Origin of the sequence: Arthrobacter sp. NicSoilB4, assembly GCF_019977335.1 — a bacterium.
GTDB lineage: Bacteria > Actinomycetota > Actinomycetes > Actinomycetales > Micrococcaceae > Arthrobacter.
The window spans coordinates 1,948,491-1,973,078 of sequence record NZ_AP024653.1 but is presented as its reverse complement, the minus strand read 5'-3'; the positions used below and the strand labels follow the sequence as shown (position 1 = coordinate 1,973,078).

Sequence of the window (24,588 nt, the reverse complement as noted above, 5' to 3'; positions counted from 1 at the left end):
CGGCACTCCAAGCCAGCTGATAGGCCTGTAATGGGTCAAAAGGTAGGGTGCCTTGTAGAAGAGTCGCGCCGTAGTAGAAAAGCGCCGGGCTGAACCGGCGCTGGTTGCAGAAGGGAAGTCCACGTGACCCGCAAGAATCCCATAGTCGAGGAAAACGACGAAAAGAACCTCGAGGTCGGAGCCGGTCCAAAGGACTGGGTTGCCGGCATCCCGGGGGTGCTGCACTCCATGAAGCCCGCGATCGAGCAGATGGGCCTGAACCGCACGCGCAAGACCGTCCTGGCGATGAACCAGAAGCACGGCTTCGACTGCCCCAGCTGCGCGTGGCCGGACCCGAACCACCGCAAGGCCTTCGAGTTCTGTGAAAACGGCGCCAAGGCCGTCACCTGGGAGGCGACACCGGTGGTGATCGCGCCGGAGTTCTGGGCGGAACACTCCGTGAGCGAGCTCCGGAGCCGCTCCGAGTACTGGCTGGGCATGCAGGGCCGGCTCACGGAACCGGTGCACAAGCCGGCCGGCGCGGACCACTACAAGCCGGTCACCTGGCCCGAGGCGATCCGGATCATCGCGGACAAGCTCAACAGCCTGGACTCTCCCGACGAGGCCGCCTTCTACACCAGCGGCCGCACGTCCAACGAGGCTGCCTTCCTTTACCAGCTGATGGTCCGCGGCTACGGCACCAACAACCTGCCGGACTGCTCCAATATGTGCCACGAATCCTCCGGCTGGGCGATGGGCCAGACCATCGGCATCGGCAAAGCCACGGTCAACTTCGACGACTACGCCCACGCCGACCTGATCATCGTTATGGGCCAGAATCCGGGCACCAACCACCCACGCATGCTGACCGAACTCGAGGCATGCAAGGAAAACGGCGGCGAGATCGTCGCCGTCAACCCCCTCCCGGAGGCCGGCCTTCGCCGGTACAAGAACCCGCAGAAGGTCAAGGGCATCGTCGGCCACGGCACGGAGATCGCGGACCAGTTCCTGCACATCCGCATCGGCGGCGACATGGCGCTGCTGCAGGCCATCTCCAAACGCGTGTTCGACGCCGAGGCCCGCAACCCCGGCACCGTCCTGGACCACGCGTTCCTCGCCGAGCACTGCGAGGGGCTCGAGGAGCTCCGGGAGCACCTCAGCCTGCTCGACGAGGCGGCGGTCCTCGAGGCGACCGGCCTGCGCACCGAAGAAATTGATGAACTCGCCGCCCGCTACCTGAAGGCCGAGAAGGTCATCATCACCTGGGCCATGGGCATCACGCAGCAGAAGAAGGGTGTGGCCACCATCAAGGAGATCATCAACCTGCTCCTGCTGCGCGGCAACATGGGCAAGCCGGGCGCCGGGGCATCCCCCATCCGGGGCCACAGCAACGTCCAGGGCGACCGCACCATGGGCATCTGGGAGCAGATGCCGCAGTCCTTTATGGACTCACTCGGCGAGGAGTTCGGTTTCGAGCCTCCCCGCGAACACGGCGTGGACGCCGTCGAAACCATCAACAAGATGCGCGACGGCGGGATCAGGGCTTTCGTGGCGCTGGGCGGCAACTTCGTCGGCGCGATTTCGGACACGAACGCCGCTGAAGCGGCCATGCAGAACACCGAACTGTCGGTGCAGATCTCCACAAAACTCAACCGGTCCCACACGGTCACCGGGGCGGAAGCCCTGATCCTGCCCACGATGGGCCGGACCGAGATCGATATCCAGGAGTCGGGGCAGCAGTTCGTATCCGTGGAGGACACCGTCTGCGCCGTACACCCCTCATGGGGCAGTGTTGAACCGGTCTCGCACCATCTCCTGTCGGAGCCGGCCATTGTCAGCCGGCTCGGCAAGGCGCTGGTCGGGGACAAGGTCAAGGCCGACTGGGACGGTTTCGAGAAGAACTACGACCTGATCCGGGACCACATTTCCCGGGTAGTCGGTGGTTGCGAGAACTACAACGAGCGGATCCGGCACGAGGGCGGCTTCATCCTGGCGAACGGGCCGCGGGATTCCCGCACCTTCCCCACCCCGACGGGCAAGGCCGTGCTGACCGTCAACGACCTGGAGCATGTGGAAAGGCCGGAAGGCACGCTGATCCTGCAGAGCATGCGCTCCCATGACCAGTTCAACACCACCATCTACAGCCACAACGACCGCTACCGGGGCATCAAGAAGGGCCGCCACGTGGTGTTCGTGAACCCGGACGACATCGCAGAGCTGGGCCTGGCCGACGGCATGTTCGTGGACATCCGGGGCGAGTACAAGGACGGCGAGGAGCGCATGGTCCGCAAGTTCCGGGTGGTCTCCTACCCCACCGCCCGCGGCTGCGCGGCCGCATACTACCCGGAGGCCAATGTGCTGGTGCCGCTGAACCACACGGCCGAAGGCAGCAACACGCCTGTCTCCAAGGCAGTGATTGTGAGGCTCGAACCCAGCGCGGACCAGACCCCGGACGGTTCGGCCACGCTGGCGTCCAGCACGGCCCAGAAGCGGTAGGGAGCAGCGCCCGGGTGCCCTCTCCACGGGACATGCCCAGTCCCGGCCGCGACCACTGGACATAATGCCAACATGTCCATCCTTGGCCGCCAAGGGAGGGCATGTCCCACGGAAGGTATCTCGCACTCCTGCGGACATGCCCAGTCCCGGCCGCGGCCACTGGACATAATGCCAACATGTCCATCCGTGGCCGCCAAGGGGGGCATGTCCCGGGTGGGTGCAGCTAAATCCGGGGGCTATTGGGCCCGCTTGGCCCAGCCCTTTTCGTCGGGGCCGCCGGATTCGCCGTGCTCGCACAGTTCCAAGACCTTGTTGGATGCAGCGTGGACGGCCTCCTGCGTGCTCTTCCGGCCGTCGGTCGAGGCGGTTCCCGCGGCATAGCCCACGATGAAGGCGCTGATGGCATCCGCGTGCGGCCCGACGGCCTTCAGCGACTCGTCCGCGACCTGGACAAGCTTCTCGTGGTCCACCTCGAGGTCAAGGATCTGCAGTGCCTGGATCAGGCGGGCACTCCAGTGCCGCAGCGCGCTGTCTTCGTCCCGGGGCATAGTCATAGTTACTCCTCTTCGTAGGGAACGTCAGTCGATCGTCCACCCCCACAAGGGTTAGCACCCACATCCGCGTTCCGCAACGCCGCACAGGCATTCTCCGCCCAAGGAACGCGGAACTGCCTCAGCTCCACAACGCGACATGGAACTTCGACCCGCGGCGTTCAAGGCCCCGCGAGCCGCCGGGGGCAACCATGGCGGCGGTCGCGTCTGCCGTGCCGGCGAAGCGCTGCAGCGTCCGCGCCATGGTCGTTGTCCGGCGGTGGTCCAGGGTGCTGGCCCACCACAGGCCGGTGACCGGTGTTCCCACGACGGGCAGCCGCACGAGGACCCCGCTCTGGAGTTCGGCCCGGACAATGTGGCCCAGTGCCAGCATGATGCCCTCCCCCGCCCTCACCGCAGCCAGGGCTTCGGTCTCGCTGCTGAGCCGGATGATCTCAGGCGCCACCCCCGTCGACGCCAGCCAGCGGCCTTCCTCCGAGCTGTCCTGGATCCCCGCGGGCCCGGCAAACCAGGGCCGGTCCAGCAGCCGGGCCACAGGAACCGGTCCGTGCTGCGGGGCCAGCGGATGTCCGGCAGCCGCCACCAGGGCGCGCTGGTAGCGCAGGAACGGAACGCACTCCAGGCGCAGTTCGGTGAGAGCCGGACCGGCGGGCGCCGCCGGCCTGGCCCCGAGGGCGATGTCGTAGGCGCGCTCCTGCAGGAGCGAGCCAAGGTCCTCGGCGGACTCGACCACCACATCCACCGAGGCTCCCGGGACCCGCTTGGTGAAGAGGTCCAGCAGCCGGCCCGCCGCGTGTTCGGCGAAAGGGGCAGTCGAGACAATCTTCAGCCGCCCGGCATCGTTCTTGGCGTTGGACACCTCCCAGCGGGCCTGGTCCGCCAGCCCCACGATGTCCTGGGCGTAGTCGGCCAGCGCCCGGCCGCCCGGCGTCAGCGCGATGCCTCCGCCTGCCCGGACGAACAGCGGATCGCCGAGGTCCTGCCGGAGTGCCGTCAGGGCCGAGGAAACTGCCGGTTCGCTGACGCCGAGGGTCTCCGCGGCAGCGTGCAGCGAGCCCAGACGGGCGACCAGGGCGAACGTGCGGAGCTGGCTCAATGTCATCGACACGGCGTCATAACCTTTCGCTTATGACGATATTGACACTCCGTATCAGGCGGGGCAACACTTGCCTCACACTGGTGCTGCGCAACGTTGCCAGCGCCCCGGAGTGAGGTAGGGACTATGCAGATTCCGGCTCCTTTCGACTACGTGCGGGCCACGTCCGTGGACAACGCCCTCGAGCTCCTCTCGCGCCACGGCCCCGAGTCGAGAGTCGTCGCCGGGGGCCACAGCCTCCTGCCGATGATGAAGCTCCGGCTCTCCCGGCCCGAGTGGCTGATCGACATCAACGACCTGTACGAACTCGATTTCATCCTGCGCGACGGCGACAAACTCCGCATCGGCGCACTGACCCGCCACACCACGCTCCTGGAGTCCGACGAAATCGCCGGCCTGTTCCCCATCGTCCGGGACGCCGAGTCCGTAATCGCCGATCCGATCGTCCGGAACCGGGGAACCATCGGCGGCTCGCTGTGCCAGGCCGACCCGGCCGAGGACCTCTCCACTGTCTGCGACGTGCTCGGCGCGGAAGCCGTGGTCCGGGGACCGGCCGGCGAGCGCATCCTGACCATGGCGGACTTCCACCGCGGACCCTACGAGACCGCGGTGGGCCAGGACGAGCTGCTGTGTGAGCTCCGCTTCCCGATCCGCCCCCGTTCCGGCAGTGCCTACGAGAAGGTCGAACGCAGGGTGGGTGACTGGGCCGTCGGCGCCGCCGGCGCGTCCGTGACGCTCGCGGAGGACGGCACCATCGCCGACGCCGCCGTCGGGCTCACAGCCCTCGGGCTCGACCATACGGTTGCCGGGGCCGCCGGGCTGCTCCGCGGCCAGCAGCCCCGGGAGGAACTGTTCGTGGAGGCGGCACGGCTCGCCGCGGAAGCCTGCGACCCGGTGGCCGACCAGCGCGGCCCGGTCGACTACAAACGCCATCTGGCGGACGAACTCACCCGGCGGGTCCTGCGACAGGCCTGTGCCCGCGCCGCCCAGACACAGGAAGGCTGAAGCGGATGCAGATCAGCATGACCGTCAACGGCAACGAAGTCACGTCCGACATTGAGCCCCGCGTGCTCCTTGTCCACTACATCCGCGAAGTCCTGGGCCTGACCGGAACCCACTGGGGATGCGACACCAGCAACTGCGGAACCTGCGTGGTCCTCATGGACGGCCAGCCCGTGAAATCCTGCACCGTCCTCGCGGCGATGGCCGCCGGACACGACATCCGCACGGTCGAGGGGCTCGCCAGCGGCGCCACCCTTGACCCGGTCCAGCAGGGCTTCATGGAGGAACACGGGCTGCAGTGCGGCTTCTGCACCCCAGGAATGATGCTGACCGCCCGGGCCCTGCTGGACAAGAACCCGCACCCGGACACCACCGAGATCAGGCAGGCCATCTCGGGCCAGATCTGCCGGTGCACCGGCTACGCCACGATCGTGCGGTCGGTCCAGTGGGCCGCCGCCCACCCGGCGGGCGGCACGAGCGACGCCACAGTGGACGAGGTCATCGAGGGCAGGGACACCGTGATTGAAGACATCCCGGCGGAGACACAAGACGCAGAGGTGAAGGCATGACCGTCATCCACGAACGGCACGGCAATCCGGCGGCCGGCGACGAGGACCGCCCGATCGGCTTCGGCCGGATCCAGCGGAAGGAAGATCCGCGATTTGTCCGCGGCAAGGGCAACTACCTGGACGACATTGTCCTTCCCGGCATGCTGCACGGCGCGATCCTGCGCGCCCCCGTGGCCCACGCCCGGCTTGTCTCCATCGACACCACCAACGCCCTCGCCCACCCCAAGGTTCTCGCCGTCATCACCGGTAAGGACCTGCTCGGGCTCAAGCTCGCGTGGGCCCCCACCCTCTCGGCAGACGTCCAGGCAGTCCTCGTCACCGACAAGGTGCGCTTCCAGGGCCAGGAGGTCGCGTTCGTTGTGGCCGAGGACCGCTACGCCGCCCGCGACGCGCTGGAGCTGATCGACGTCGAATACGATGTCCTTCCCCCGCTCACCGACGCCCGGAAAGCCCTCGACGCCGATGCCCCCGTGATCCGCGACGAGATCGAGGGCCGGACGGACAACCGCATCTTCGACTGGGAAATTGGCGACAAGGCCGAAACCGAGGCCGCCTTCGCAGCCGCCGACGTCGTCGTCGCCCAGGAGATCGTGTACCCGCGCGTGCACCCCGCCCCGATGGAGACGTGCGGCGCGATTGCCGATTTCGACGCCGTCGACGGCAAGCTGACCCTCTACGAAACCACCCAGGCCCCGCACGCCCACCGCACCCTGTTCGCGATCGTCGCCGGGATCCCGGAGCACAAGATCCGCGTGGTGTCCCCGGACATCGGCGGCGGCTTCGGCAACAAGGTGGGCATCTACCCCGGCTACATCCTCGCCGTCGTCGGCTCGATCGTCACCGGCCGGCCGGTCAAATGGGTGGAGGACCGCTCGGAGAACCTGATGTCCACGTCCTTCGCCCGCGACTACATCATGCAGGGCGAGATCGCCGCCACCAAGGACGGCAAGATCCTCGCGGTGCGCACCAACGTCCTGGCCGACCACGGCGCGTTCAACGCCACCGCGCAGCCGACCAAGACCCCCGCCGGGTTCTTCTCCATCTTCACCGGCAGCTATGACCTGAAGGCCGCCTACTGCAGCGTCACGGGCGTCTACACCAACAAGGCACCGGGCGGCGTCGCTTATGCCTGCTCCTTCCGCGTCACCGAGGCCGTCTACCTCGTCGAGCGCATGGTGGACATCCTGGCCCGGAAGCTGGAGATGGATCCGGCGGAACTGCGGCTGAAGAACTTCATCAAGCCCGAGCAGTTCCCCTACGCCAACAAGACCGGCTGGGTCTACGACTCCGGGAACTACGAACCGGCCATGCGGCTGTCCATGGAGCTGGCCGGCTACGAGGAACTCCGCCGCGAGCAGCAGCAGAAGCGGGAGCGCGGCGAGCTGATGGGGATCGGCGTCTCCTTCTTCACCGAGACCGTGGGCGCCGGACCGCGCAAGCACTTCGACATCGTGGGCCTCGGCATGGCCGACGGCGCCGAGCTGCGCGTCCATCCCACCGGCAAGGCCGTCGTCCGGATCTCGGTGCAAAGCCAGGGCCAGGGCCACGAGACCACCTTCGCGCAAATCGTCGCCGAGGAACTCGGCATCCCGCCGGAGGACATCGACGTCGTCCACGGCGACACCGACCAGACGCCGTTCGGCCTCGGCACGTACGGCAGCCGTTCGACGCCGGTAAGCGGCGGCGCCGTCGCCCTCGTCGCCCGGAAGGTGCGGGAGAAGGCGAAGCTGATTGCCGCGGCCATGCTGGAGACCCGGCCGGATGACCTCGAGTGGGAGAAGGGCCGCTGGTACGTCAAGGGCGATCCCAGCGCCGGGAAGACCATCGCCGAAATCGCCTTCGCCGCCCACGGCACCATGACACTTCCCGAGGGGGTCGACGGCAACCTCGACGCCGAGGTGACCTACGACCCGCCGAACCTCACGTTCCCGTTCGGCGCCTACATCTGTGTGGTCGACATCGACCCGGGCACCGGGCACGTCAAGGTGCGCCGCTTCATCGCCGTGGACGACTGCGGCACCCGGATCAACCCGATGATCATCGAGGGCCAGGTCCACGGCGGACTGACCGACGGCGTCGGGATGGCGCTGATGGAGATCATCGAGTTCGACGCCGACGGCAACTGCCTGGGCGGGTCGTTCATGGACTACCTGATCCCCACCGCGATGGAGGTGCCGGACTGGGAGACCGGCTTCACCGTCACGCCGTCCCCGCACCACCCCATCGGGGCCAAGGGCATCGGCGAGTCCGCCACGGTCGGGTCTCCGCCGGCGATCGTGAACGCCGTCGTCGACGCGCTGGCCCCCTACGGCGTGGTCCACATGGACATGCCCTGCACTCCGGCCCGGGTCTGGGCCGCGATGCAGGGCCGGGCAACGCCGCCGATCTGACATGACGCCGATGGGAGAATCCCTTGCGGCCCGGGCGAACGACCTCGCCTCCCGCCGCGAGCCGTTCGTGCACGCCACCGTGGTCCGCGCCCAGCGCCCCACCAGCGCCCATGCCGGGGATACGGCGCTGGTGCTGCCCGGCGGCGAGATCGAGGGCTTCGTCGGCGGAAACTGCGTCGAGTCCTCGGTGCGGGAGTACAGCCTGCAGGTCCTGGCGTCCGGGGAACCGCTGCTGCTGCGCGTCGTCCCCGGCGAACCGTCCCGCAGCGCCGAGGAAGGCGCCGTCGAGGTCTCCAACCCGTGCCTGAGCGGCGGGGCCATCGAGATCTTCCTCCAGCCGCGCATCCCGGCTCCGCGGGTCCTCGTGGTCGGCACCACGCCCGTGGCACAGGCACTGGCGACCCTCGGCTCCGGCGTGGGCCTGGCCGTGGAACTCACCGACGGGGAGTCCGCCCGACCGGTGGCTGATGATGCGGCGCTGATCGTGGCCTCGCACGGCAAGGCCGAGGAAGTTGCGCTCGAGGCGGCCCTGCGCGCCGGGGTGCCGTATGTCGCGCTGGTGGCCAGCGGGACGCGGGGCGCTGCGGTGCTGGAGTCCCTCGACGTCGACCCTGCGCAGCGATCACGGGTCTTTACCCCGGCCGGGCTGCAGCTGGGCGCCCGCACCCCGGGCGAGATCGCGCTGTCGATCCTGGCCCAGCTCATCCAGGAGCGGGCAAAGTCCCGGCACGCCGCACCGGCGCCTCCCGCGGCGGCAGCCCCGGCGGCCGCTGCCGAGGCGACGGCGGTCGACCCCGTCTGCGGCATGACCGTCGCCGCCGCGGTATCAACGCTGCAGCTTGAGCACAACGGTGTCACCGTGTACTTCTGCTCGCCCGGCTGCCGCGCTGCCTTCCGCAAAGATCCGGAGCGCTATGCCCTCACTCTCTGAACTCCGGCCCGCACACCACCGGACGGCGGGTCTGATCCTGGCGGCCGGGGCCTCGCGGCGCATGGGCCGGCCCAAACAGCTCCTCCCCTACGGCGGGGGCGTGCTCCTCGGCGCCGTGCTGGCGGCCGCCCGGGACTGCGGGTTCGACCAGACGGTGCTGGCCCTGGGCGGCGCGGCCGGAGAGGTGCGGCGGACCGTCGACACCACCGGCTGCGACATCGCGCTTAACCCGGACTTCGGCGCGGGCTGTTCCTCCTCGATCGCCGCGGGCATCGCCGCGCTCCACCCGGACACTGACGCCGTCGTCCTCCTGCTTGGGGACCAGCCGGAGGTCCGGGCCGCCGCCGCCCGGGCACTGCTGGAGCTCCTGTTCGCAGCAGGGGCATCCGCAGGCCAGACCGCCCCCGGGATCGCCGTGTGCCGCTACGACGACGGCGCCGGCCACCCCCTGGCCTTCACCCGGAAGATGTTCCCGGAACTGGCAGCACTGCACGGCGACAAGGCGGTCTGGAGGCTGCTGGAGCAGCGGGCGGACGACGTCGTCGAACTCCGGGTGCCGGGAACGATGCCCCTGGACGTCGACACGGACGAGGACTACCGCCGGGTCCTGGCCGGACTGGCGGGCGCACAGTGAGCACCGCGGCGCGCACCGGGGCCGAGGAGGATGTCCGGCGGCGGATTCCCGACGTCGAGTCCCTGATCTCGGCCCTCGACCGTAACGACTACCTCGCCGACGTCGGACTGGCCACCGCCCTCTTCCTCGCTGTCCGGCTGCCGCAGCCCATCCTGCTTGAAGGCGAGGCGGGCGTGGGCAAGACCGAGGCGGCGAAGGCCTTGGCCGATCTGTTGGACACCCCCCTGTACCGGCTGCAGTGCTACGAGGGTATCGACGCCGGCGAGGCGCTCTATGAGTGGAACCACCAGCGGCAGCTGCTCGGGATCCGGCTGGCCGAAGTCCGTGACGCCGCGGTCACCGAAACCGACCTGTTCGGCCCTGAGTACCTGCTGCGGCGGCCACTGCTGCAGGCAATCGAACATCCCGGACCGCGCCCCGCGGTCCTGCTGCTGGACGAGATCGACCGTGCCGACGCCGAATTCGAGGCCTTCACCTTCGAACTGCTCGCCGAGGCCGCGGTCACCATCCCGGAACTGGGCACCATCCGCGCCACCCACCCGCCGATCGTCATTCTGACGTCCAACCGCACGCGGGACCTGCACGACGCCCTGACCCGCCGCTGCCTGTACCACTGGATCGACTACCCCGGCCCGGACCGGATCGCCGAAATCGTCCGCCGCCGCGTGCCGGCCAGCAGCGGCCCGCTGGCCCTGCAGGCCGCCGCGGTGATCACGAAGCTGCGCACCCTGGACCTTGCCAAACCGCCGGGGATTTCCGAGGCCATCGACTGGGTGTCGGCGCTCGCCGTGCTGGGCATCGACCGCATCGACGCCACTACGGCGGACCAGACCCTCGGTGCGATCGTCAAAAACCGCGACGACCTGGAACTGGTCGGCGCCCGCGGGGCCGACTGGCTCGTGGCCGGCACGGGCGGGTGAGCCGCTGATGGCCGGGAGCACACACAGCAAGGCCGCGGCACTTCCCGCAGTGGAGGCGGCCGCCATGTCTGCCGCGTTTATCACCGCCCTGCGCCGGGCCGGGTTGTCCTGCTCTCCGGACCGGGCAGTCCGGCTGGCCAGGGCCCTCCGGCTGGTCCCGCCCACCGACGTCGGGAACCTCTACTGGGCGTCCCGCGTGGTGCTGGTGTCCGCGCGCGGGCAATTGCCGGTGTTCGACGCCGTCTTCGCCTCGGTGTTCCGCGGCGGCTTCGACCCCTCCGCCCCGACCAGCAGAGCAGCGGCACAGGCCGCGGCGCCGCCGGCTATCGCCGATGAAGCACGAACCCGTCCGTCCCCGGCCGAGGACCGCGCGCCCGGTCGCCCGCCGGACCACCCGCGGGCGACGCCGGCGATTGCCTCCGCGGCACCGGACAACACCGGGGACCGCAACGCCCCGGAGCGGGAAGCCGTGCTGGCCATGGCCTCCACCGAGGAGCGGCTCCACAGCATGTCGTTCGCCCAACTGACCGAGGCGGAGGTCCTGGAAGTCCGGCGGCTTGCGTCCCGGCTGCTGCTGGCCACGCCGTCACGCTTGAGCCGCCGCACCCGCAAGTCAGCCCACAGCAGCGCCCGGCTGGACGTCCGCGCCACGGTGCGCGCCGCGCGGCGCTCGGGCACCGACACCACCCGTCTGCTGTATGCCCGCCGCCGCGAGCAGCGCCGCAAGCTGGTGCTGCTGTGCGATGTCTCCGGTTCCATGGAACCGTATGCCCGGATCTTTGTCTCCCTGCTGCAGGGGGCGGTGGCGACGGCGGGTGCCGAAGCCTTCGTTTTCTCCACCCGGCTGACGCGCCTGACGAGGCAGTTGGCGCTGCGTGATCCGGACGAGGCCCTGGCCCGCGCCGCCGTGGCCGCCCCGGACTGGGCCGGGGGTACCCGGATCGCCGACAGCATCCGGCACTTCCTCGACGAGCACGGCCGCCGGGGCCTGGCCCGCGGTGCGGTGGTGGTGATTTTCTCGGACGGCTGGGCCCTGGAGGACCCCGAACAGGTGGCGGCCCAGATGGCGAGGCTGCGGCGTCTGGCGCACCGCATCATCTGGGTCAATCCCCGCAAGGCCGCCCCGGAATACCGGCCCTTGACGGGCGGAATGGCAGCGGCCCTGCCATACTGCGACGCGTTCGTCAGCGGACACAGCTACACGGCTTTGGCAGAGTTGGCGGCCGCAATCCGCGGCGACGGCCTGTCATCACTCAACGGAAGAGGGAACCCATGCAGATAGACAGCACTTTCTCGGTCGTCGCACCGATCGACACCGTCTGGGAAGCCATCATGGACTTTGAACGCGTGGCCGGTTGTGTTCCCGGCGCCAAGATCCTGAACAAGCTGTCGGACGACGCCTACCAGATGGGCATGACCGTGAAGCTCGGCCCGGTCACCATGCAGTACAAGGGCCTGCTCAACGTCATCGAGCGGAACGCCGCCGAACACCGCGCCGTGCTCGGCGGCAAGGCCCAGGAAACCCGCGGCCAGGGCACCGCCGAGGCCACGGTGACCCTGCAGCTGGCCGAAGAGGCCGGCGGCACCACCCGCGGCACGGTCAGCGCCGACCTGAAGCTGTCCGGCAAGGCCGCAGCCATGGGCAAGGGCGTGATCGGCAGCGTGACCGAACAGATGATGGCCCTGTTCGCCGGTAATCTGCAGGCCATGATCGCCGCCCCCGGCGCAGCCGGAGAAACGGCGGCAGCCGGAGGATCAGCGACCAGCGTTCCGGAACCCGTTCCCGCGTCCGAGGCAGCGGCGGCGAAGGCAGCCGCTGTGACGGCCCCGCCGCCGGCGTCGGAACTTCCGGGCGTGCCGGCGGGCGCTGTTCCCGCGGCTCCCTCGAAGGTTGCCGCGCCCGCCCCGGCGGCTGCCCCCGCCGGCAGCCTGGACGCCCTCAGCCTCGCGAAGGGGGTCGCGGCGGAGCAACTGTCCAGCCCGGGAAAGGTCCTGGCACTTGTGGCTCTGGTGGCGTGTGTCTCCTACTGGGCGGGCCGGTGTTCCGCGTTCCGTCTGATCCGGACGATCGAAAGGATGAAGACCGGCCGTGCGTGATGTCCTGGCAGCTATGATGCCGGGCTGGCGGAGAGGTGACACCGCCGGCCTGGCCACCGTGGTGAGCACATTCAAGTCAGCCCCGCGGCTCCCGGGCGCCTCCATGCTCGTGACCGCCGACGGCGAAGCGGTCGGTTCAGTCTCCGGCGGCTGCGTCGAGGGTGCCGTGTACGAGCTGGCCACGCAGGTCAAGGAGGACGGCACCCCCGTCCTGGTGCGCTACGGGATCAGTGACGACGATGCGTTCGCCGTCGGCCTGACCTGCGGGGGAATCATCGACATCTTCGTCGAGCCGGTATCCAGGTACAGCTACGCCGAACTCGACGCCGTCAGTGCGGACATCGCCGGCGAGCGCCGCGTCGGCGTCGCCACCGTGATCGAACACCCGGACAGCAACTGGCTGGGCCGGCACCTGATCGTGCGGCCGGACGGCGTCGAAGGCAACCTCTGTTCCGAGCGGGCCAACCACGCCGTGGGCGATGACACCCAGGGCCTGCTTGCAGCCGGCCGGTCCGGCATCCTGAGCTACGGCCCCGACGGGGAACGCCTGGACGCTGGAATGCGGGTCTTCTTCGCAAGCTACGCCCCGCCTCCGCGGATGCTGGTCTTCGGCGCGATCGACTTCGCCTCGGCGCTTGCCCGGCTGGGCACCTTCCTGGGGTACCGCGTCACGGTCTGTGACGCCCGGGCAATCTTCGCCACGCCCGCACGCTTTCCCGATGCGGCCGAGGTAGTCAACGCCTGGCCGCACCGCTACCTTGCAGGTCAGCTCGAACAGGGTCTGGTGGATGAGCGCACCGTGATGTGTGTCCTCACCCACGATCCAAAGTTCGATATTCCACTGCTGGAAGTTGCGCTGCGCGGCCGCCCGATCGCCTTCATCGGCGCCATGGGTTCGCGCCGTACCCATGCAGACCGGGTCGCCCGGCTGCGCGAGGCCGGCCTGGGCGAGGAGGAGCTGGCCCGGCTGCACAGCCCGGTGGGTCTTGACCTCGGTGCGCGCACCCCGGAGGAAACAGCCGTGTCCATCGCCGCGGAGTTCATCGCCAAGCAGTGGAGCGGAAGCGGGGAACCGTTGCGCCGGCTCGATGAACGGATCCACCACGACGAGCAGCACTGACCGCCTTGATCGGGGACGGGTTCCTGCGCTGGGCGCTGACGGCATTGCTGCTGGCGGCGTCGCTGTATTCGGCGTTCCGCGCCGGCCGCAAGTCGCCGCCGGCCACGAGGGTCGGTTTTGGCCTCCATGCCGCCATGATGGCCGCCATGGTGCTCATGCTCGCACCCGGAATCCGGTGGCCAGCACTCCCCCAGATCCTGTTCTTCAGCGTGGCCGCGTGGTGGTTCGTCCTCCGTGCAGCCTCCGGGCTGCCTGCCCCCGTCGCCGGGTCGGGGCACCGGCGACGGGGGCAGGCAGCCCGGAGGCCTGCTCTGAGCTATCACTATTGTCCGGACTGCTCATCTGTGGCCGGCATGAGAAGGGGTCCGTATGCGGGAAGTCACTGGGCTACGGGGCTAAGGCCTACATCTGCAAAGACTCAAGTGGCGGCTGCAACAAGATGTCGATCAGCACGGCCAGGATCGAGGAACACGTCCTGGACTCGTTGAGGCGCTCATCAAAGCCAAAGACTTCAAGCTCCCGGCCCTCGCCGCCCAGACTCCGGATGAGCTCACCGCAGCGAAATGACGACGCTTGAAGAAGAACTACGACGATGCCTTCGACCAATTCACGCGCGGCATCATCGACAGTGACCAACTGGCTGCGGCCAAGGCGAAACTTCAGGAGCAGCTAGACCAGCTGGGGCCGCATCCACAGAGCCAAGGCCAACTGTGTCCGTTTCGACTATGAGCGCGCAGATATCCAGTGGGCAGAGTGGGACGCCAACGGGCAACGCATCGCGCGAAACCACGAAAGGCCTCGAAGTGCGGCGCAGCAAGCCCGAAGCCGAAAGTAGCGATTGTTGCCAGAGAACATTAGTGTCGGTGGAACTCGCTATATTTAGTTGAACTGATACAACAAAAACGGGGGTAGAGGATTTATGCCAGCGACAGTCTGCGCATGGTGCAATGCAAAGTCGAACATGACGCGGCATGGAGAACCGACCACGAGTGGCCTCACACCTCTGAGCGGGAATTACATCCGAGTCGAAGCTGCGTTCAAATGCGATAACTGCCGAAGGCTCAGCATAGGCGGATCGCTAGGTCCCGAGAACCAAGGGGCGGCAGCGGCCATCTCACCCAATTGGTGGGATTCTCGCCCGATATCGTGGACCCCGCAGGTCGTGAACGGCAAGAACTTTCCCGACGTTCCTGAGCACATCGCGTCGGCTGCTGACGAGGCATACCGTTGCCGGAGCATCAACGCGCTGCGCGGAGCCATACTCTTGGCCCGAGGGGTCGTAGAGGCAACGGCAAAGGAGCGAGGGATCGACAAGGGCATGCTGCACGCCAAGATCGAAGCGCTGCACGCCGAGGGAGACATCCGCGGCTTCACCAAAGAGGCCGCGCATGAACTTCGGTATCTTGGCAACGACATGGCCCACGGAGACTTCGTCAACGATGTGGACGCCGACGATGCGGACGAGGTTCTAGACGTCATGACCGAAATACTCAGCGAGGTATACCAAGGCCCAGCCCGTGTAAACCGCATGAAGACAAAGCGAGAAGGTCAGGGCCAGACCAGCAACAGATCTCAGATCCCAAGTGCATCTGGTACTGGATAACCTCACGATGTTCCTCTTGAACGTAGGCGGTGCTGTCGTTTAGCGCACCGTCATGCGCACGAAATCGTCGCCACTTTCACTTGACTCGACCCTTCTGAGGAAACCAAATTTTCGATACAGACGGAGCGTTGAGTAGCCTTCTTGGAGGTCCTGCTTTTCCAAGTAGCGAACAACCTTAGTAACGTCAGATTGCTTCGCATCCGGAGCGTTGAAGTGAGCGTACGTGTTGGCAGGAGTCGGCCCGAGGGTTCGAACCACCATGGTGAACGTCTGGTCTGGTAGCTCACGCCGAAGCAGCTCACTAATGTCGGGCACGTGCGTCAAGAGAGCACGGAAGGACTGTGCTGCCTCTGTCCGTCCTTCGTCACCGTCACTTTGGGTTCGTGCGCCTAACTCAACCAGGACAGAGGGCTTGTAGGGATCGAGGATCCGTTCTTCCCACGCCTTCTTCAGCTTCCGCCACTTGTCACGGATATTTGCCACCCGAGCCAACACCACAGATGCCGCCCCAGCCAAGAACTCCCAGTGCTCCTGCACCCATAGCAAGACTTCCGGGAAAGCGGGACCTCCTGCTGCCGCGCCAAAACCTCCGTGAAAGCATCGTCGACTGGAGAGCCCCATTTGGGTCAGATACTGCTCAACGAGATCCATAACACGATTGCTAACCGCTTTGCCGTCGTAGACGGATGGCCCCTGGAAATATGCCGCAAAATCTACGCCACTAAAATCGCTGGGCTCACTGCTGTCCAAGGGGAACATCATCATGGCTCGACTATAAAACACTGATCGCGCCATTGCGTGTTACTGGCACCAAGGACAAAATCCGGCAGATTTCGTAGCGACTTTCCTTTTTCCAGCGTCTTACGCTTTGCGGACACGACGAATCTCTAGGAAGGCTGTGCTTGTCCTGGCGATTGCCTTCGGGGTGTCAGCGGTGCTGTGGGCCTTCCTCCTGCTCCGTCGGATCCACCCTCGCACTCGCCGGGACAACGGCAACGCGTTCCTGGAACTCGTGTCCGCGGCAGCGATGTCCGTCATGTTTTCGGGGCTCGCCGGCGCCTGACATGCGGCCCGGTCGTCAGGCGGCGCCCCGCCGTCGGGCGTAAGCTCGTCCCATGGCGAGATACTTCGATGTTCACCCCGAAAACCCCCAGGCGCGCTCGATCAGCCAGGCGGTGGAAATCGTCCGCTCCGGCGGGCTGATCGCGTATCCCACCGATTCGTGTTACGCCCTCGGCGCGCAGATCGGGAACAAGGAGGCCCTGGACCGGATCCGGAGCATCCGCCAGCTTGATAGCAAGCACCATTTCACACTGGTCTGCAAGGACTTTGCGCAGCTGGGACAGTTCGTGATGATCGACAACGATGTGTTCCGCAGCATCAAGGCCGTCACGCCCGGAAGCTACACCTTCATCCTGCCCGCCACCAAGGAAGTCCCGAAGCGGCTGCTGCACCCGAAGAAGAAGACGGTCGGCGTGCGCATCCCGGACAACCGGGTGGTCCAGGCCTTGCTGGCCGAACTGGGCGAGCCGCTGCTCTCGAGCACACTGTTGCTGCCTGACGAGGACGAGCCCCTGACCCAGGGCTGGGAAATCAAGGAACGGCTTGAGCATGTGGTGGACGCCGTGATCGACTCCGGGGACTGTGGCTCCGAGCCCACTACCGTTATTGACTACTCCGGCGGCACCGCGGAAATCGTCCGGCGCGGCATGGGCGACCCGACTCGCTTCGAATAGGGCGGGGTTCGAATAGGGCGCAGTTCGAATAAAGCGCGGTTCGAAGAGTGCGGGTCGCCTTACGCTCCCCCGGCGCCCGGCGTCCGGTTCCGCAGCCAGCGGCGTGACAGGTCCACCACGGCGATAAGCCCCGCGAGGGGCGTCAGCACAGCCGCGGCATAGACGAAGAGCAGCCAGCTGAGCGTGGTCAGCAACGACTGGTAGTTGCTCAGCAGCGACAGCCCGCCAAAGAGCCCCAGGCCCCAGAACAAGAGCACTCCGGCCAGCACCGCAGTGGCGGGAAAGTACTCGTTCGTGACCGTGTTTTTCACAGTGCTCTGCAGAATTTTCAAGTTTTCATGGACCCTCCTCATGCCTGGCGGTGGAGAGAATCCGCCGGGGTCATTCCCAGTATGGGGCCCGCCACGGCCGGATATTCTTCGAATGCCCGCGACGTGAGCAAGCTAACGAAGTGCACTGCAATTGCTTCCGCGGAGCCGGACCCAGACCGCCAAGTGGTGGCATGATGGGCGCATGAGCCAAGTCACGTGCGACCTGACCATCTCCCTCGACGGATTCGCCTCGGGTCCGAACCAAAGCATGACGGACCCCCTGGGCGAAGGTGGCGAACTGCTGCACAGGTGGCAGTTCGAAGAGTCGCAGGCCAACGCAGCCGCACGCGAAGGCATCCTCGCCGCCGGCGCGTACATCATGGGACGGAACATGTTCGCCGGCCCGGGGACGTGGGCTGAGGAATGGCGGGGCTGGTGGGGAGAGGACCCGCCGTATCACGCACCCGTGTACGTGCTCACCCATCAACCACGCGAGCCCCTGGAGATGCAGGGCGGCACAACGTTCACCTTCGTGACCGATGGGATCGAATCGGCCCTGGCCCAGGCGCGGACGGCAGCCGGCAGCAAAGACGTGGCCATTGCCGGAGGAGCGCAGACCGTCCGCCAATTCCTTTCCGCGGGACTGATCGACGAGCTGCGGCTCCACATCGCACCCATCGTCCTGGGAGCGGGCGAGCGGCTGCTGGACGGCGTCGCGAACCTAAAGCTTGAACCGACGGAAGTGAGCGGCACCGGCCTCGTCACCCACGTGCGCTACCGGGTAATCCGCTGAAACGCACGACGCCGGCGCTGCTGTCGCTGCCTTGCCTCGCCGTCATCGCCGTGACCGCAGCCTGCGCGGCGCCGTCCACAAGCGCGGACGCCAACATACAAGCGGCCGCCCAGCTGCCGGCTGCCTCGGCCGCACCTTCGACGGGCGCCCAGCTGTCACCAGGCATGACCCTCGCGCCGGTCCCGCCGGTGCCGCCAGCCCCTGCCGGGCAGCGTGCAGATGAATGCTTGCCGCAGGGTGCTGAGGACGCCGCGGCCACCGGAACGCCGGAGTGTCAGTACTTCACGTCCGGGTCCATGCAGCCGGCTACTGTGCCCCGCGGTCCGGGGTTGAGCTCTGGCGACTACGCGGTAAGGTTCGGCAGCCTTGGCGGCCACACCATGATGACCGTGCGGATCCCATGCGCCTCGTACATGGTCAGGGTCAGCATTTCCGGCGAAACGATCACGCCGGATCCAGGGACACTCGAAGCGTTTGTGGGTACGTGCAACTTCCCGTGGGACGAGGAACAGCAGCGGATGGCACGGTATGTCCAGGCCCCGCTCCAGTTCGTGCAACACGAAGCCAGTATCGTGCTGCACAACTCCGAATGGGGAGTCACCCTCTTCCGCACTCCCTACAGAACCCCCTAGTCTTTCTGGCTACCCTGTCGCCGCGGAATGTGGTCCGGCCATAGGCATCCAAATCCATAAAAAAGATCGGTAACGATGAGCCCTTTTGACCTTCCGGCCCACCGACTCGCCGCTTTCGCCCGCCCGGTATTGGAATACCTTCCGGCCGGGTTCGGCGCTAAGGACGCAGCGCGGGCCGAGATCGACGACATCGGATCCCTCGCCGCGCTTGCGTCACCGGACGTCGTGGCGGCCAGAATCGGCCGGCTGGAAGTCAACGTCAGCACATGGGACATGACCGAGCGGTTACTTGAAGCCAGTGACGACAGCACTATCGTCTCAGGCCTCCGATACCTCAACCTTGATCCGGCCTTCCCCTTCGTGGCGGTCAAAACCACTGCCCGGGTGAACAACGTTGACGCAGTGAATGCACTCGCAGCCCAAGTGGCGCAGGCTTACCGCAGCGTCGGAGTGCGTGGCTTCACATTCTGGGAGCAGTCAGGCCTCGACCTGTCCTCCGCGGAAAGCTGGGCAACAGTCATGGCCGGGTCCCTCAGCGCGGCAGCCGGAGCCGACGAACGGGACGTGACCGCGGCCTTAACGATCTCGTGGCCGGAAGCGGCGGCCGAAGTGTTCGCCGATTACCAGCGCGAACATCGAGCGTGGCGGTCCGGCGCCCCGGAACTCGCCCCATTTGTTTCAGAGTCCGACCAGGCGGGACTCCAGGACGCGGCAGACCACGGCTTGCTGATGTCACTCCGGGACGACCACGGCTTTGCAGGATTGGCGGCGGCCACCATCTCACCGCTCTTTGGCAGACGTGCCGTCTGCATGCTGGACGTGTTCCTGACCGAACGCTGGCGTGGCAAGGGCTTGGCTCCAGCGATCCAGTCCACGTTCCTGGCCGGCCAACGCTCGGGAGCGGACACCGTCTGGGGCCACATCCACGCGAAAAACACTCCCTCGCTCCGCACAGCGCAGAAAATGGGCCGCTGCCCGGTCCAGCAGGAGTACTTCGTCAGCCTGCCCGCATTCTGAAGGCGGTTCCCCCGCTGACGGGGCCTCTTGGACGAACTTGCGCATTCGAGTACCTCCGGTGGCGGCGAAAGGCGACCGAGCCGCCGTCGTACCTTTCAGTGAAGCACTCCCGGAGGCCGGCGGAACAGGCCATTCTCCTGCCCGAAGCCGAAGCCGAAGCCGGGGCCAACAACTCTGCACTACCAGGGGAGATCCTGTTCACCGAGCGAACAGAAGCGGGGGGAAGTCCGGACACCTGATTCGACCAGCTCGCGCAGTTGGCGAGCGGCGGTGCGTGGATCTTTGGACGCGTCGGCCTGTCCCAAGTCAGTTGCAAGTTTGCCCGGATGTACTGCCCAGCAGCGAACGCGGCCCTGCAGGTCCTGAGCCAACGAGACGGTCAGCATGTTCTGCGCGGCTTTGGAGATTTTGTAGGCATAACTCGTCGACAGATGTGAGAAGTCACCGTTGGCCTGGGCAGCAAGGGATCCCAGCCGGGACGTCATGTTGATGATGATCGAATCGGGGGCCGCCAACAGGTTCGGCAAGAGGAACTGCACAAGGCGCAGTGGACCGGCAACGTTCACGTCAACTGAGTTCAAGATCCCTGCAGGGGGAATTGACCCGAGTTCACCATGGGGCGCTCCCTGGGCCGCGTTATTGATCAGTAAGTCGACAGGGCGGCCGTTCAGCACTTCAAGAAGTCCTGCAGCAACGTCGGATCGAACATCCTGACGGACTGTTACGACGTCGTGTGGGTCGGCGCCGGTGTTCTCGGGCCGAGGTGACCGCGCGATGGCGATGACGTCCCAACCGGACTCCGAAAACTCATCCACCAGGGACAGACCCAGACCTCGGTTAGCGCCCGTAACGACAGCGAGCTTCTTCATCCGCTCAGGGTAGCCGGATTTCACGTACGATCTCTTGATGCCCATCCTTATCGCACCGGACGACAGCTACCAATCCTCCTGGCTGGAAGGAACCAAAGAGTTCGACGGCGCCCACCTGCACGGTGCGGGCGCGGAGGACTGGCCTCTCGAAGAACTCAGAGATGCCCGGTCGTTCCGCCGCTTTGTCGACGCACTCGTCAGGGGCGCTCTGCCGGAGAGCCCGCGGAAGCCCGGGTACGTGCCCTGCACGTATCTGTGGATCGTGGAGGGTGAGACATTCCTTGGCTCGCTGGCGATCCGGCACGAGTTGAACGATTTCCTCCTCAACGAGGGTGGGCACATCGGGTACAGCGTGAGGCCTTCCGCGAGGCGTCGCGGCCATGCCGCGAAGGCGCTGGCTGCTGCCCTGCCGATTGCCCGGGAACTTGGACTCACCCGTGTTCTCCTGACCTGCGACGAGGACAACTCCGGATCCCGGGCGACCATAAAAAAGAACGGCGGCATCTACGAGGACACCCGCAACGGCAAGCGCCGGTACTGGGTCGCTACGGCTGCTTCGGCCTGATCGGCGCCTTCGTACAGGTGCTGGCAACGGGCATGGCGGTTCGGGTGCTGACTTAGTTCGCTTCGAGGACGAAGAAGATGAAGGACAAGAACGCTGTCCTCTCGCCGTTGAGGATGCGCGGCGGAAGGAGTTCGTGCGGCGTGTCTGGAGCTGGCGCTGGTTCGCTCACGGTGGCTACGCGGTATCCCGCCGACGTGAAGTCGTTGATCATCGCGTGAAGGGGCCGGTGCCAGAAGGTCAGGACTGCGGGCTCGCCATCGAACTCGTAATCCTCCGAGTACTGCCGGACGGCGAAGTAGTCCTCGGTTGGGTGGTTGACGACGCTGACCGTGGGGTGGTTGACCGACAGGATCAGGCGGCCGCCCGGCTTCAGCACGCGACGCAGTTCGGCAAGAGGTGCTGACCAGTCCTCCAAATAGTGCAGTACCAGGGACGAGACGACGTCGTCGAAGGACCGGTCTGCGAAAGGGAGCGGCTTGCTGAGGTCGGCCAGGTGCAGGTCCGCGGCCGCGCCCAGCCGCTGTCTTGCCAATTCCAGCATCGCAGGACTGGAATCGAAGCCGGTCATGATCGCGCCTTTGGCGCTCAGCGCCGCGGACAGAGGCCCGGAACCGCACCCCGCGTCCAGGATCCGGCGACCTGACACGTCGCCGGCAAGGCCAATCATCGCCGGCCGCTCGTAATAGGCGTTGAGGAGGCTGGACTCATTTTCGGCCGAATAGTTCTCGGCGAAATCGTCATAATGGGTGGGCTTCACTTCTCTTCCCTTCGGGCGATTCTTCACGGGCGGAACAACAGGGTCGACCCTAGCAAGCAGGAGCTATCTTTGACATGGAACTGTCGGAAGTTTGCGGAGTAGTTTTGGAACCAATGACCCTTACTCGCCGAAGGGTTGCCGGACACGGGGCGAAAATGCGGATAGAGCTGGTGTCTTAGGGCAAAGGCGTCGGTAAGGTTTTTGGACGGCGGCGACTTTTCCCGGTAACCAAGCAGCGACAGGAGACAAAGATGACGCGTAGAACCTCGTCCGCGCTGGCTGCGGTACTTCGCATCCTGCTGCTCTTGACCGTGTTCGCGCAGGTATGGATCCTCCCCTCCGCAGTGGAGAGAGCAGTTGCCGTCTTCCCGGAGGTCGAGCCGCTCACGGTTCCTGCCCTTATCTGGGGAATCTGCGCAATTGCCTGCTGGCAAGCCATTGCTGTCATTGGACTGCGGCTGGTCATACGCGCCCGCGACCGCAGATTCGATTCAGCTGCCGACAAATGGCTGCGCGCAATGGTTGGTTGTCTCCTGGCCTTCATCGTGCTCGTCTTATCAGCGTTTATCGCTCTGAACGTGCTGGCGTACACGCCCCCAGGCGTGATGCTTGGACTTATCGCCGGAGGGCTCATCGCTCTGATCGCTGCGGGCTCCCTCGTACTCCTTGGGACCCGGCCACGAATGCGGCAGGATTCGCACGCCTAGCCGGCAAAGAATATTCACTGTCCGCCCCCGGGGCTACACTGGAAGTATCGAACATATATTCGAATAAAGGTGTGTTGTGGGTGTAATCATCGGGCCCCGCGTGATAGACGCGGGCACTTCTCTTCTGTCTGTCCTGATCTCGCCGGTGCCGGTTGCCGCCGGCTACCCTTCCCCGGCCCAGGACTATTTTGACGGCCGGATCGACCTCAACGAACACCTCATCAAGGACATCACCAGCACCTACGTTGTCCGGGTGTCCGGGGACTCCATGGAGGGCGCCGGGATCAGCGACGGCGACGAACTGATCGTGAACCGGGCGCTCGAACCACGCGACGGGTGCGTCGTCGTCGCGGTCCTCGATGGCGAGCTTACGGTCAAAAGGCTGCGCATCATGGCTTCTGGCGTCGTGCTGCAGGCGGACAACCCCCGCTACCCGGACATCCGGGTTCCGGCGCTGTCCGACCTCGTCATCTGGGGCGTCGCGACCCGCTGCCTGCACCATGTCTAGTGCCGCGTCCGGCCGGGGCAGCGTGGCCCTCGTTGATGTGAACTGCTTCTACGCCAGCGCCGAACGCGCTTTCGACCCCTCCCTTGAGGGCCGTCCGCTCGTGGTGCTCTCCAACAATGACGGCTGCGCCGTCACCCGCTCCCCCGAAGCGAAAGCCCTCGGAATCCCCCTCGGCGAACCCTGGTTCAAGCTCGCACCGCGGGCGAAGGAATGGGGGCTCGTGGCGCGCTCCAGCAACTATGAGCTCTACGGGGACATCAGCGCCCGGGTCATGGAACTCCTCGGCCGCTACTCAGCCTGGCTGGAGGTCTACAGCATCGACGAGGCCTTCCTCGGCGTCACCGGCACCCCGGAAGAACTGCTACGGCTGGGCCACACCATGAAGACCGCCGTGCGCCGGAACGTCGGCGTCCCCGTCTGCGTCGGCATCGCCTCCACCAAGACACTGGCGAAACTTGCCAACAAGTGGGCCAAGCACAATCCGGCGTTCGACGGCGTCTGCCACTGGGACGCCATCCCCGCCGCGCAGCGCGAGAAGCTGATGGCGGGACTTTCCGTGATCGAGCTCTGGGGCGTTGCCACGCGGCTGACCAAGCGGCTCAACGGGCTGGGGATCCACACCGTCCTGGACCTCGCCCGTGCGGACCCGATCATGATCAGGGACCGATTCTCGGTGGTGCTGATGCGGACCGTCCTGGAACTCCAGGGGACTGCATGCATCCCATTGGAAGAGGAACGGACCGGCCGCGACCAGCTCATCTTCAGCCGGTCCTTCGCGGCCCCGATCACCACCGGCGCCGGACTGCGCCAGGTCCTGGGCATCTATGCCCAGCAGGCCAGCGCCAGGCTGGCGCGGCACGGGCTGCAGGCCAAGGTGCTGACCGCGTTCGCTGCCACGTCCTACTACAACCCGCAGAACGCCTCGTCCCCCTCCGTGTGCGTGCCGTTGCCGATGCCCACCGCTGACGCGGTCCTCCTGGCGCGGGCGGCCTACGCCCTGCTCCCCCGGATTGACGACGGCGCGAGGTACGTCCGCGCGGGGATTATGGTCACCGATCTGCGCCCCACCGGAAACCAGGCTCCCCTGGCAATCTTCGAGAATCCGCATGAGGAACGCGGCATCGGCCCGCTGCTGGAGGACGTCAGCCGGAGGTACGGGCGCGGTTCGATCGGCCTGGGCTACGCCGGCATCCGGGGCGGTCCGGACTGGAGCATGAAACGCGGCATGCTGTCCCCGCGGTATACGACGCACTGGGCCGAGCTCCCCGTCGTCAAGGCCGCGTGAGTTTGCCCGCGGGGCAGCGT

26 protein-coding genes are annotated in these 24,588 nt (G+C 66.5%); 19 read left to right on the top strand and 7 right to left on the bottom strand.

The window, feature by feature from the left end:
* Positions 1 to 123 precede the first annotated feature (123 nt).
* A complete protein-coding gene (locus LDO13_RS08885) occupies positions 124 to 2,475 on the top strand; it encodes an FdhF/YdeP family oxidoreductase (RefSeq protein WP_224049623.1) in 2,352 nt (783 codons plus the stop codon).
* Between the two features lie 236 nt (positions 2,476 to 2,711).
* Here LDO13_RS08885 and LDO13_RS08880 read toward each other — a convergent pair whose 3' ends face one another.
* Positions 2,712 to 3,029, bottom strand: coding sequence for a DUF6457 domain-containing protein (locus tag LDO13_RS08880; protein ID WP_224049622.1), 318 nt, complete (start codon positions 3,027 to 3,029; stop codon positions 2,712 to 2,714).
* 118 nt (positions 3,030 to 3,147) lie between these two features.
* Positions 3,148 to 4,128, bottom strand: a complete 981-nt coding sequence (locus tag LDO13_RS08875; protein WP_224049732.1) for a LysR family transcriptional regulator — start codon at positions 4,126 to 4,128, stop codon at positions 3,148 to 3,150.
* 120 nt (positions 4,129 to 4,248) lie between these two features.
* On the opposite strand from LDO13_RS08875, the gene LDO13_RS08870 reads away from it, so the two are divergent.
* The 9 genes from LDO13_RS08870 to LDO13_RS08830 all read left to right on the top strand — a co-directional run bounded on the left by LDO13_RS08870 (position 4,249) and on the right by LDO13_RS08830 (position 13,785).
* A complete protein-coding gene (locus tag LDO13_RS08870) occupies positions 4,249 to 5,127 on the top strand; it encodes a xanthine dehydrogenase family protein subunit M (protein WP_224049621.1) in 879 nt (292 codons plus the stop codon).
* A gap of 5 nt (positions 5,128 to 5,132) precedes the next feature.
* The gene (locus LDO13_RS08865; RefSeq protein WP_275960807.1) at positions 5,133 to 5,693 is read left to right on the top strand and encodes a (2Fe-2S)-binding protein; all 561 of its coding nucleotides are present in this window, start codon (positions 5,133 to 5,135) and stop codon (positions 5,691 to 5,693) included.
* The gene (locus LDO13_RS08860) at positions 5,690 to 8,083 is read left to right on the top strand and encodes an aerobic carbon-monoxide dehydrogenase large subunit (protein WP_224049620.1); all 2,394 of its coding nucleotides are present in this window, start codon (positions 5,690 to 5,692) and stop codon (positions 8,081 to 8,083) included. The genes LDO13_RS08865 and LDO13_RS08860 overlap by 4 nt, the downstream gene beginning before the upstream one ends.
* Positions 8,084 to 8,093: 10 nt before the next feature.
* Positions 8,094 to 9,014: an XdhC family protein gene (locus LDO13_RS08855; RefSeq protein ID WP_224049619.1), complete on the top strand. Its 921-nt coding sequence runs from the start codon at positions 8,094 to 8,096 to the stop codon at positions 9,012 to 9,014.
* Positions 8,998 to 9,648, top strand: a complete 651-nt coding sequence (locus LDO13_RS08850) for a nucleotidyltransferase family protein (RefSeq protein ID WP_224049618.1) — start codon at positions 8,998 to 9,000, stop codon at positions 9,646 to 9,648. The genes LDO13_RS08855 and LDO13_RS08850 overlap by 17 nt, the downstream gene beginning before the upstream one ends.
* Positions 9,645 to 10,568, top strand: coding sequence for a MoxR family ATPase (locus LDO13_RS08845; protein ID WP_224049617.1), 924 nt, complete (start codon positions 9,645 to 9,647; stop codon positions 10,566 to 10,568). Before LDO13_RS08850 ends, LDO13_RS08845 begins: the two co-directional genes overlap by 4 nt.
* A 64-nt stretch (positions 10,569 to 10,632) precedes the next feature.
* The gene (locus LDO13_RS08840; RefSeq protein WP_224049616.1) at positions 10,633 to 11,850 is read left to right on the top strand and encodes a VWA domain-containing protein; all 1,218 of its coding nucleotides are present in this window, start codon (positions 10,633 to 10,635) and stop codon (positions 11,848 to 11,850) included.
* Positions 11,841 to 12,665 (top strand): SRPBCC family protein, encoded by an 825-nt coding sequence (locus tag LDO13_RS08835; protein ID WP_224049615.1) that lies wholly within the window; start codon positions 11,841 to 11,843, stop codon positions 12,663 to 12,665. Before LDO13_RS08840 ends, LDO13_RS08835 begins: the two co-directional genes overlap by 10 nt.
* Positions 12,658 to 13,785 (top strand): XdhC/CoxI family protein, encoded by a 1,128-nt coding sequence (locus tag LDO13_RS08830; protein ID WP_224049614.1) that lies wholly within the window; start codon positions 12,658 to 12,660, stop codon positions 13,783 to 13,785. Before LDO13_RS08835 ends, LDO13_RS08830 begins: the two co-directional genes overlap by 8 nt.
* A gap of 402 nt (positions 13,786 to 14,187) precedes the next feature.
* Here the strand turns inward: LDO13_RS08830 and LDO13_RS08825 are convergent, their stop codons facing one another.
* The gene (locus LDO13_RS08825; protein WP_224049613.1) at positions 14,188 to 14,421 is read right to left on the bottom strand and encodes a hypothetical protein; all 234 of its coding nucleotides are present in this window, start codon (positions 14,419 to 14,421) and stop codon (positions 14,188 to 14,190) included.
* A 526-nt stretch (positions 14,422 to 14,947) separates the two neighbouring features.
* Between LDO13_RS08825 and LDO13_RS08820 the strand changes: the two genes are divergently transcribed.
* On the top strand, positions 14,948 to 15,388 hold the full coding sequence (locus LDO13_RS08820; protein WP_224049612.1) for a DUF4145 domain-containing protein: 441 nt from the start codon (positions 14,948 to 14,950) through the stop codon (positions 15,386 to 15,388).
* A gap of 39 nt (positions 15,389 to 15,427) precedes the next feature.
* Here LDO13_RS08820 and LDO13_RS08815 read toward each other — a convergent pair whose 3' ends face one another.
* Positions 15,428 to 16,153, bottom strand: coding sequence for a hypothetical protein (locus LDO13_RS08815; RefSeq protein ID WP_224049611.1), 726 nt, complete (start codon positions 16,151 to 16,153; stop codon positions 15,428 to 15,430).
* Between the two features lie 133 nt (positions 16,154 to 16,286).
* On the opposite strand from LDO13_RS08815, the gene LDO13_RS08810 reads away from it, so the two are divergent.
* Positions 16,287 to 16,451: a hypothetical protein gene (locus LDO13_RS08810; protein WP_224049610.1), complete on the top strand. Its 165-nt coding sequence runs from the start codon at positions 16,287 to 16,289 to the stop codon at positions 16,449 to 16,451.
* 52 nt (positions 16,452 to 16,503) lie between these two features.
* Positions 16,504 to 17,124 carry an L-threonylcarbamoyladenylate synthase gene (locus LDO13_RS08805; RefSeq protein ID WP_224049609.1) on the top strand — a complete coding sequence of 207 codons (621 nt, stop codon included), beginning with the start codon at positions 16,504 to 16,506 and terminating at the stop codon, positions 17,122 to 17,124.
* A gap of 59 nt (positions 17,125 to 17,183) precedes the next feature.
* On the opposite strand, the gene LDO13_RS08800 is transcribed toward LDO13_RS08805, so the two are convergent.
* A complete protein-coding gene (locus tag LDO13_RS08800) occupies positions 17,184 to 17,435 on the bottom strand; it encodes a hypothetical protein (RefSeq protein ID WP_224049608.1) in 252 nt (83 codons plus the stop codon).
* A gap of 202 nt (positions 17,436 to 17,637) precedes the next feature.
* Between LDO13_RS08800 and LDO13_RS08795 the strand changes: the two genes are divergently transcribed.
* The gene (locus LDO13_RS08795; protein ID WP_224049607.1) at positions 17,638 to 18,228 is read left to right on the top strand and encodes a dihydrofolate reductase family protein; all 591 of its coding nucleotides are present in this window, start codon (positions 17,638 to 17,640) and stop codon (positions 18,226 to 18,228) included.
* Positions 18,229 to 18,935: 707 nt separating this feature from the next.
* Positions 18,936 to 19,877: a GNAT family N-acetyltransferase gene (locus LDO13_RS08790; protein ID WP_224049606.1), complete on the top strand. Its 942-nt coding sequence runs from the start codon at positions 18,936 to 18,938 to the stop codon at positions 19,875 to 19,877.
* 179 nt (positions 19,878 to 20,056) lie between these two features.
* On the opposite strand, the gene LDO13_RS08785 is transcribed toward LDO13_RS08790, so the two are convergent.
* Positions 20,057 to 20,746 carry an SDR family NAD(P)-dependent oxidoreductase gene (locus LDO13_RS08785; protein ID WP_224049605.1) on the bottom strand — a complete coding sequence of 230 codons (690 nt, stop codon included), beginning with the start codon at positions 20,744 to 20,746 and terminating at the stop codon, positions 20,057 to 20,059.
* A gap of 37 nt (positions 20,747 to 20,783) precedes the next feature.
* Here LDO13_RS08785 and LDO13_RS08780 point away from each other — a divergent pair, with 37 nt between their 5' ends.
* The gene (locus LDO13_RS08780; RefSeq protein ID WP_224049604.1) at positions 20,784 to 21,311 is read left to right on the top strand and encodes a GNAT family N-acetyltransferase; all 528 of its coding nucleotides are present in this window, start codon (positions 20,784 to 20,786) and stop codon (positions 21,309 to 21,311) included.
* A gap of 52 nt (positions 21,312 to 21,363) precedes the next feature.
* Here LDO13_RS08780 and LDO13_RS08775 read toward each other — a convergent pair whose 3' ends face one another.
* The gene (locus LDO13_RS08775) at positions 21,364 to 22,068 is read right to left on the bottom strand and encodes a class I SAM-dependent methyltransferase (RefSeq protein ID WP_224049603.1); all 705 of its coding nucleotides are present in this window, start codon (positions 22,066 to 22,068) and stop codon (positions 21,364 to 21,366) included.
* 251 nt (positions 22,069 to 22,319) lie between these two features.
* Here LDO13_RS08775 and LDO13_RS08770 point away from each other — a divergent pair, with 251 nt between their 5' ends.
* The 3 genes from LDO13_RS08770 to LDO13_RS08760 all read left to right on the top strand — a co-directional run bounded on the left by LDO13_RS08770 (position 22,320) and on the right by LDO13_RS08760 (position 24,568).
* Positions 22,320 to 22,775 carry a DUF2975 domain-containing protein gene (locus LDO13_RS08770; protein WP_224049602.1) on the top strand — a complete coding sequence of 152 codons (456 nt, stop codon included), beginning with the start codon at positions 22,320 to 22,322 and terminating at the stop codon, positions 22,773 to 22,775.
* A gap of 76 nt (positions 22,776 to 22,851) precedes the next feature.
* On the top strand, positions 22,852 to 23,283 hold the full coding sequence (gene umuD / locus LDO13_RS08765) for a translesion error-prone DNA polymerase V autoproteolytic subunit (RefSeq protein WP_224049601.1): 432 nt from the start codon (positions 22,852 to 22,854) through the stop codon (positions 23,281 to 23,283).
* Positions 23,276 to 24,568 (top strand): Y-family DNA polymerase, encoded by a 1,293-nt coding sequence (locus tag LDO13_RS08760; RefSeq protein ID WP_224049600.1) that lies wholly within the window; start codon positions 23,276 to 23,278, stop codon positions 24,566 to 24,568. Before umuD ends, LDO13_RS08760 begins: the two co-directional genes overlap by 8 nt.
* Positions 24,569 to 24,588: the final 20 nt, after the last annotated feature.

What these genes read in the sequence shown, in the direction of transcription:
- LDO13_RS08880 (WP_224049622.1), bottom strand. Translation starts at nt 3,029, where the DNA reads ATGACTATGCCCCGGGACGAAGACAGCGCGCTGCGGCACTGGAGTGCC.
- LDO13_RS08875 (WP_224049732.1), bottom strand. Translation starts at nt 4,128, where the DNA reads ATGACATTGAGCCAGCTCCGCACGTTCGCCCTGGTCGCCCGTCTGGGC.
- LDO13_RS08870 (WP_224049621.1), top strand. Translation starts at nt 4,249, where the DNA reads ATGCAGATTCCGGCTCCTTTCGACTACGTGCGGGCCACGTCCGTGGAC.
- LDO13_RS08865 (WP_275960807.1), top strand. Translation starts at nt 5,133, where the DNA reads ATGCAGATCAGCATGACCGTCAACGGCAACGAAGTCACGTCCGACATT.
- LDO13_RS08860 (WP_224049620.1), top strand. Translation starts at nt 5,690, where the DNA reads ATGACCGTCATCCACGAACGGCACGGCAATCCGGCGGCCGGCGACGAG.
- LDO13_RS08855 (WP_224049619.1), top strand. Translation starts at nt 8,094, where the DNA reads ATGGGAGAATCCCTTGCGGCCCGGGCGAACGACCTCGCCTCCCGCCGC.
- LDO13_RS08850 (WP_224049618.1), top strand. Translation starts at nt 8,998, where the DNA reads ATGCCCTCACTCTCTGAACTCCGGCCCGCACACCACCGGACGGCGGGT.
- LDO13_RS08840 (WP_224049616.1), top strand. Translation starts at nt 10,633, where the DNA reads ATGTCTGCCGCGTTTATCACCGCCCTGCGCCGGGCCGGGTTGTCCTGC.
- LDO13_RS08835 (WP_224049615.1), top strand. Translation starts at nt 11,841, where the DNA reads ATGCAGATAGACAGCACTTTCTCGGTCGTCGCACCGATCGACACCGTC.
- LDO13_RS08815 (WP_224049611.1), bottom strand. Translation starts at nt 16,153, where the DNA reads ATGATGATGTTCCCCTTGGACAGCAGTGAGCCCAGCGATTTTAGTGGC.
- LDO13_RS08805 (WP_224049609.1), top strand. Translation starts at nt 16,504, where the DNA reads ATGGCGAGATACTTCGATGTTCACCCCGAAAACCCCCAGGCGCGCTCG.
- LDO13_RS08795 (WP_224049607.1), top strand. Translation starts at nt 17,638, where the DNA reads ATGAGCCAAGTCACGTGCGACCTGACCATCTCCCTCGACGGATTCGCC.
- LDO13_RS08790 (WP_224049606.1), top strand. Translation starts at nt 18,936, where the DNA reads ATGAGCCCTTTTGACCTTCCGGCCCACCGACTCGCCGCTTTCGCCCGC.
- LDO13_RS08785 (WP_224049605.1), bottom strand. Translation starts at nt 20,746, where the DNA reads ATGAAGAAGCTCGCTGTCGTTACGGGCGCTAACCGAGGTCTGGGTCTG.
- LDO13_RS08780 (WP_224049604.1), top strand. Translation starts at nt 20,784, where the DNA reads ATGCCCATCCTTATCGCACCGGACGACAGCTACCAATCCTCCTGGCTG.
- LDO13_RS08770 (WP_224049602.1), top strand. Translation starts at nt 22,320, where the DNA reads ATGACGCGTAGAACCTCGTCCGCGCTGGCTGCGGTACTTCGCATCCTG.
- LDO13_RS08760 (WP_224049600.1), top strand. Translation starts at nt 23,276, where the DNA reads ATGTCTAGTGCCGCGTCCGGCCGGGGCAGCGTGGCCCTCGTTGATGTG.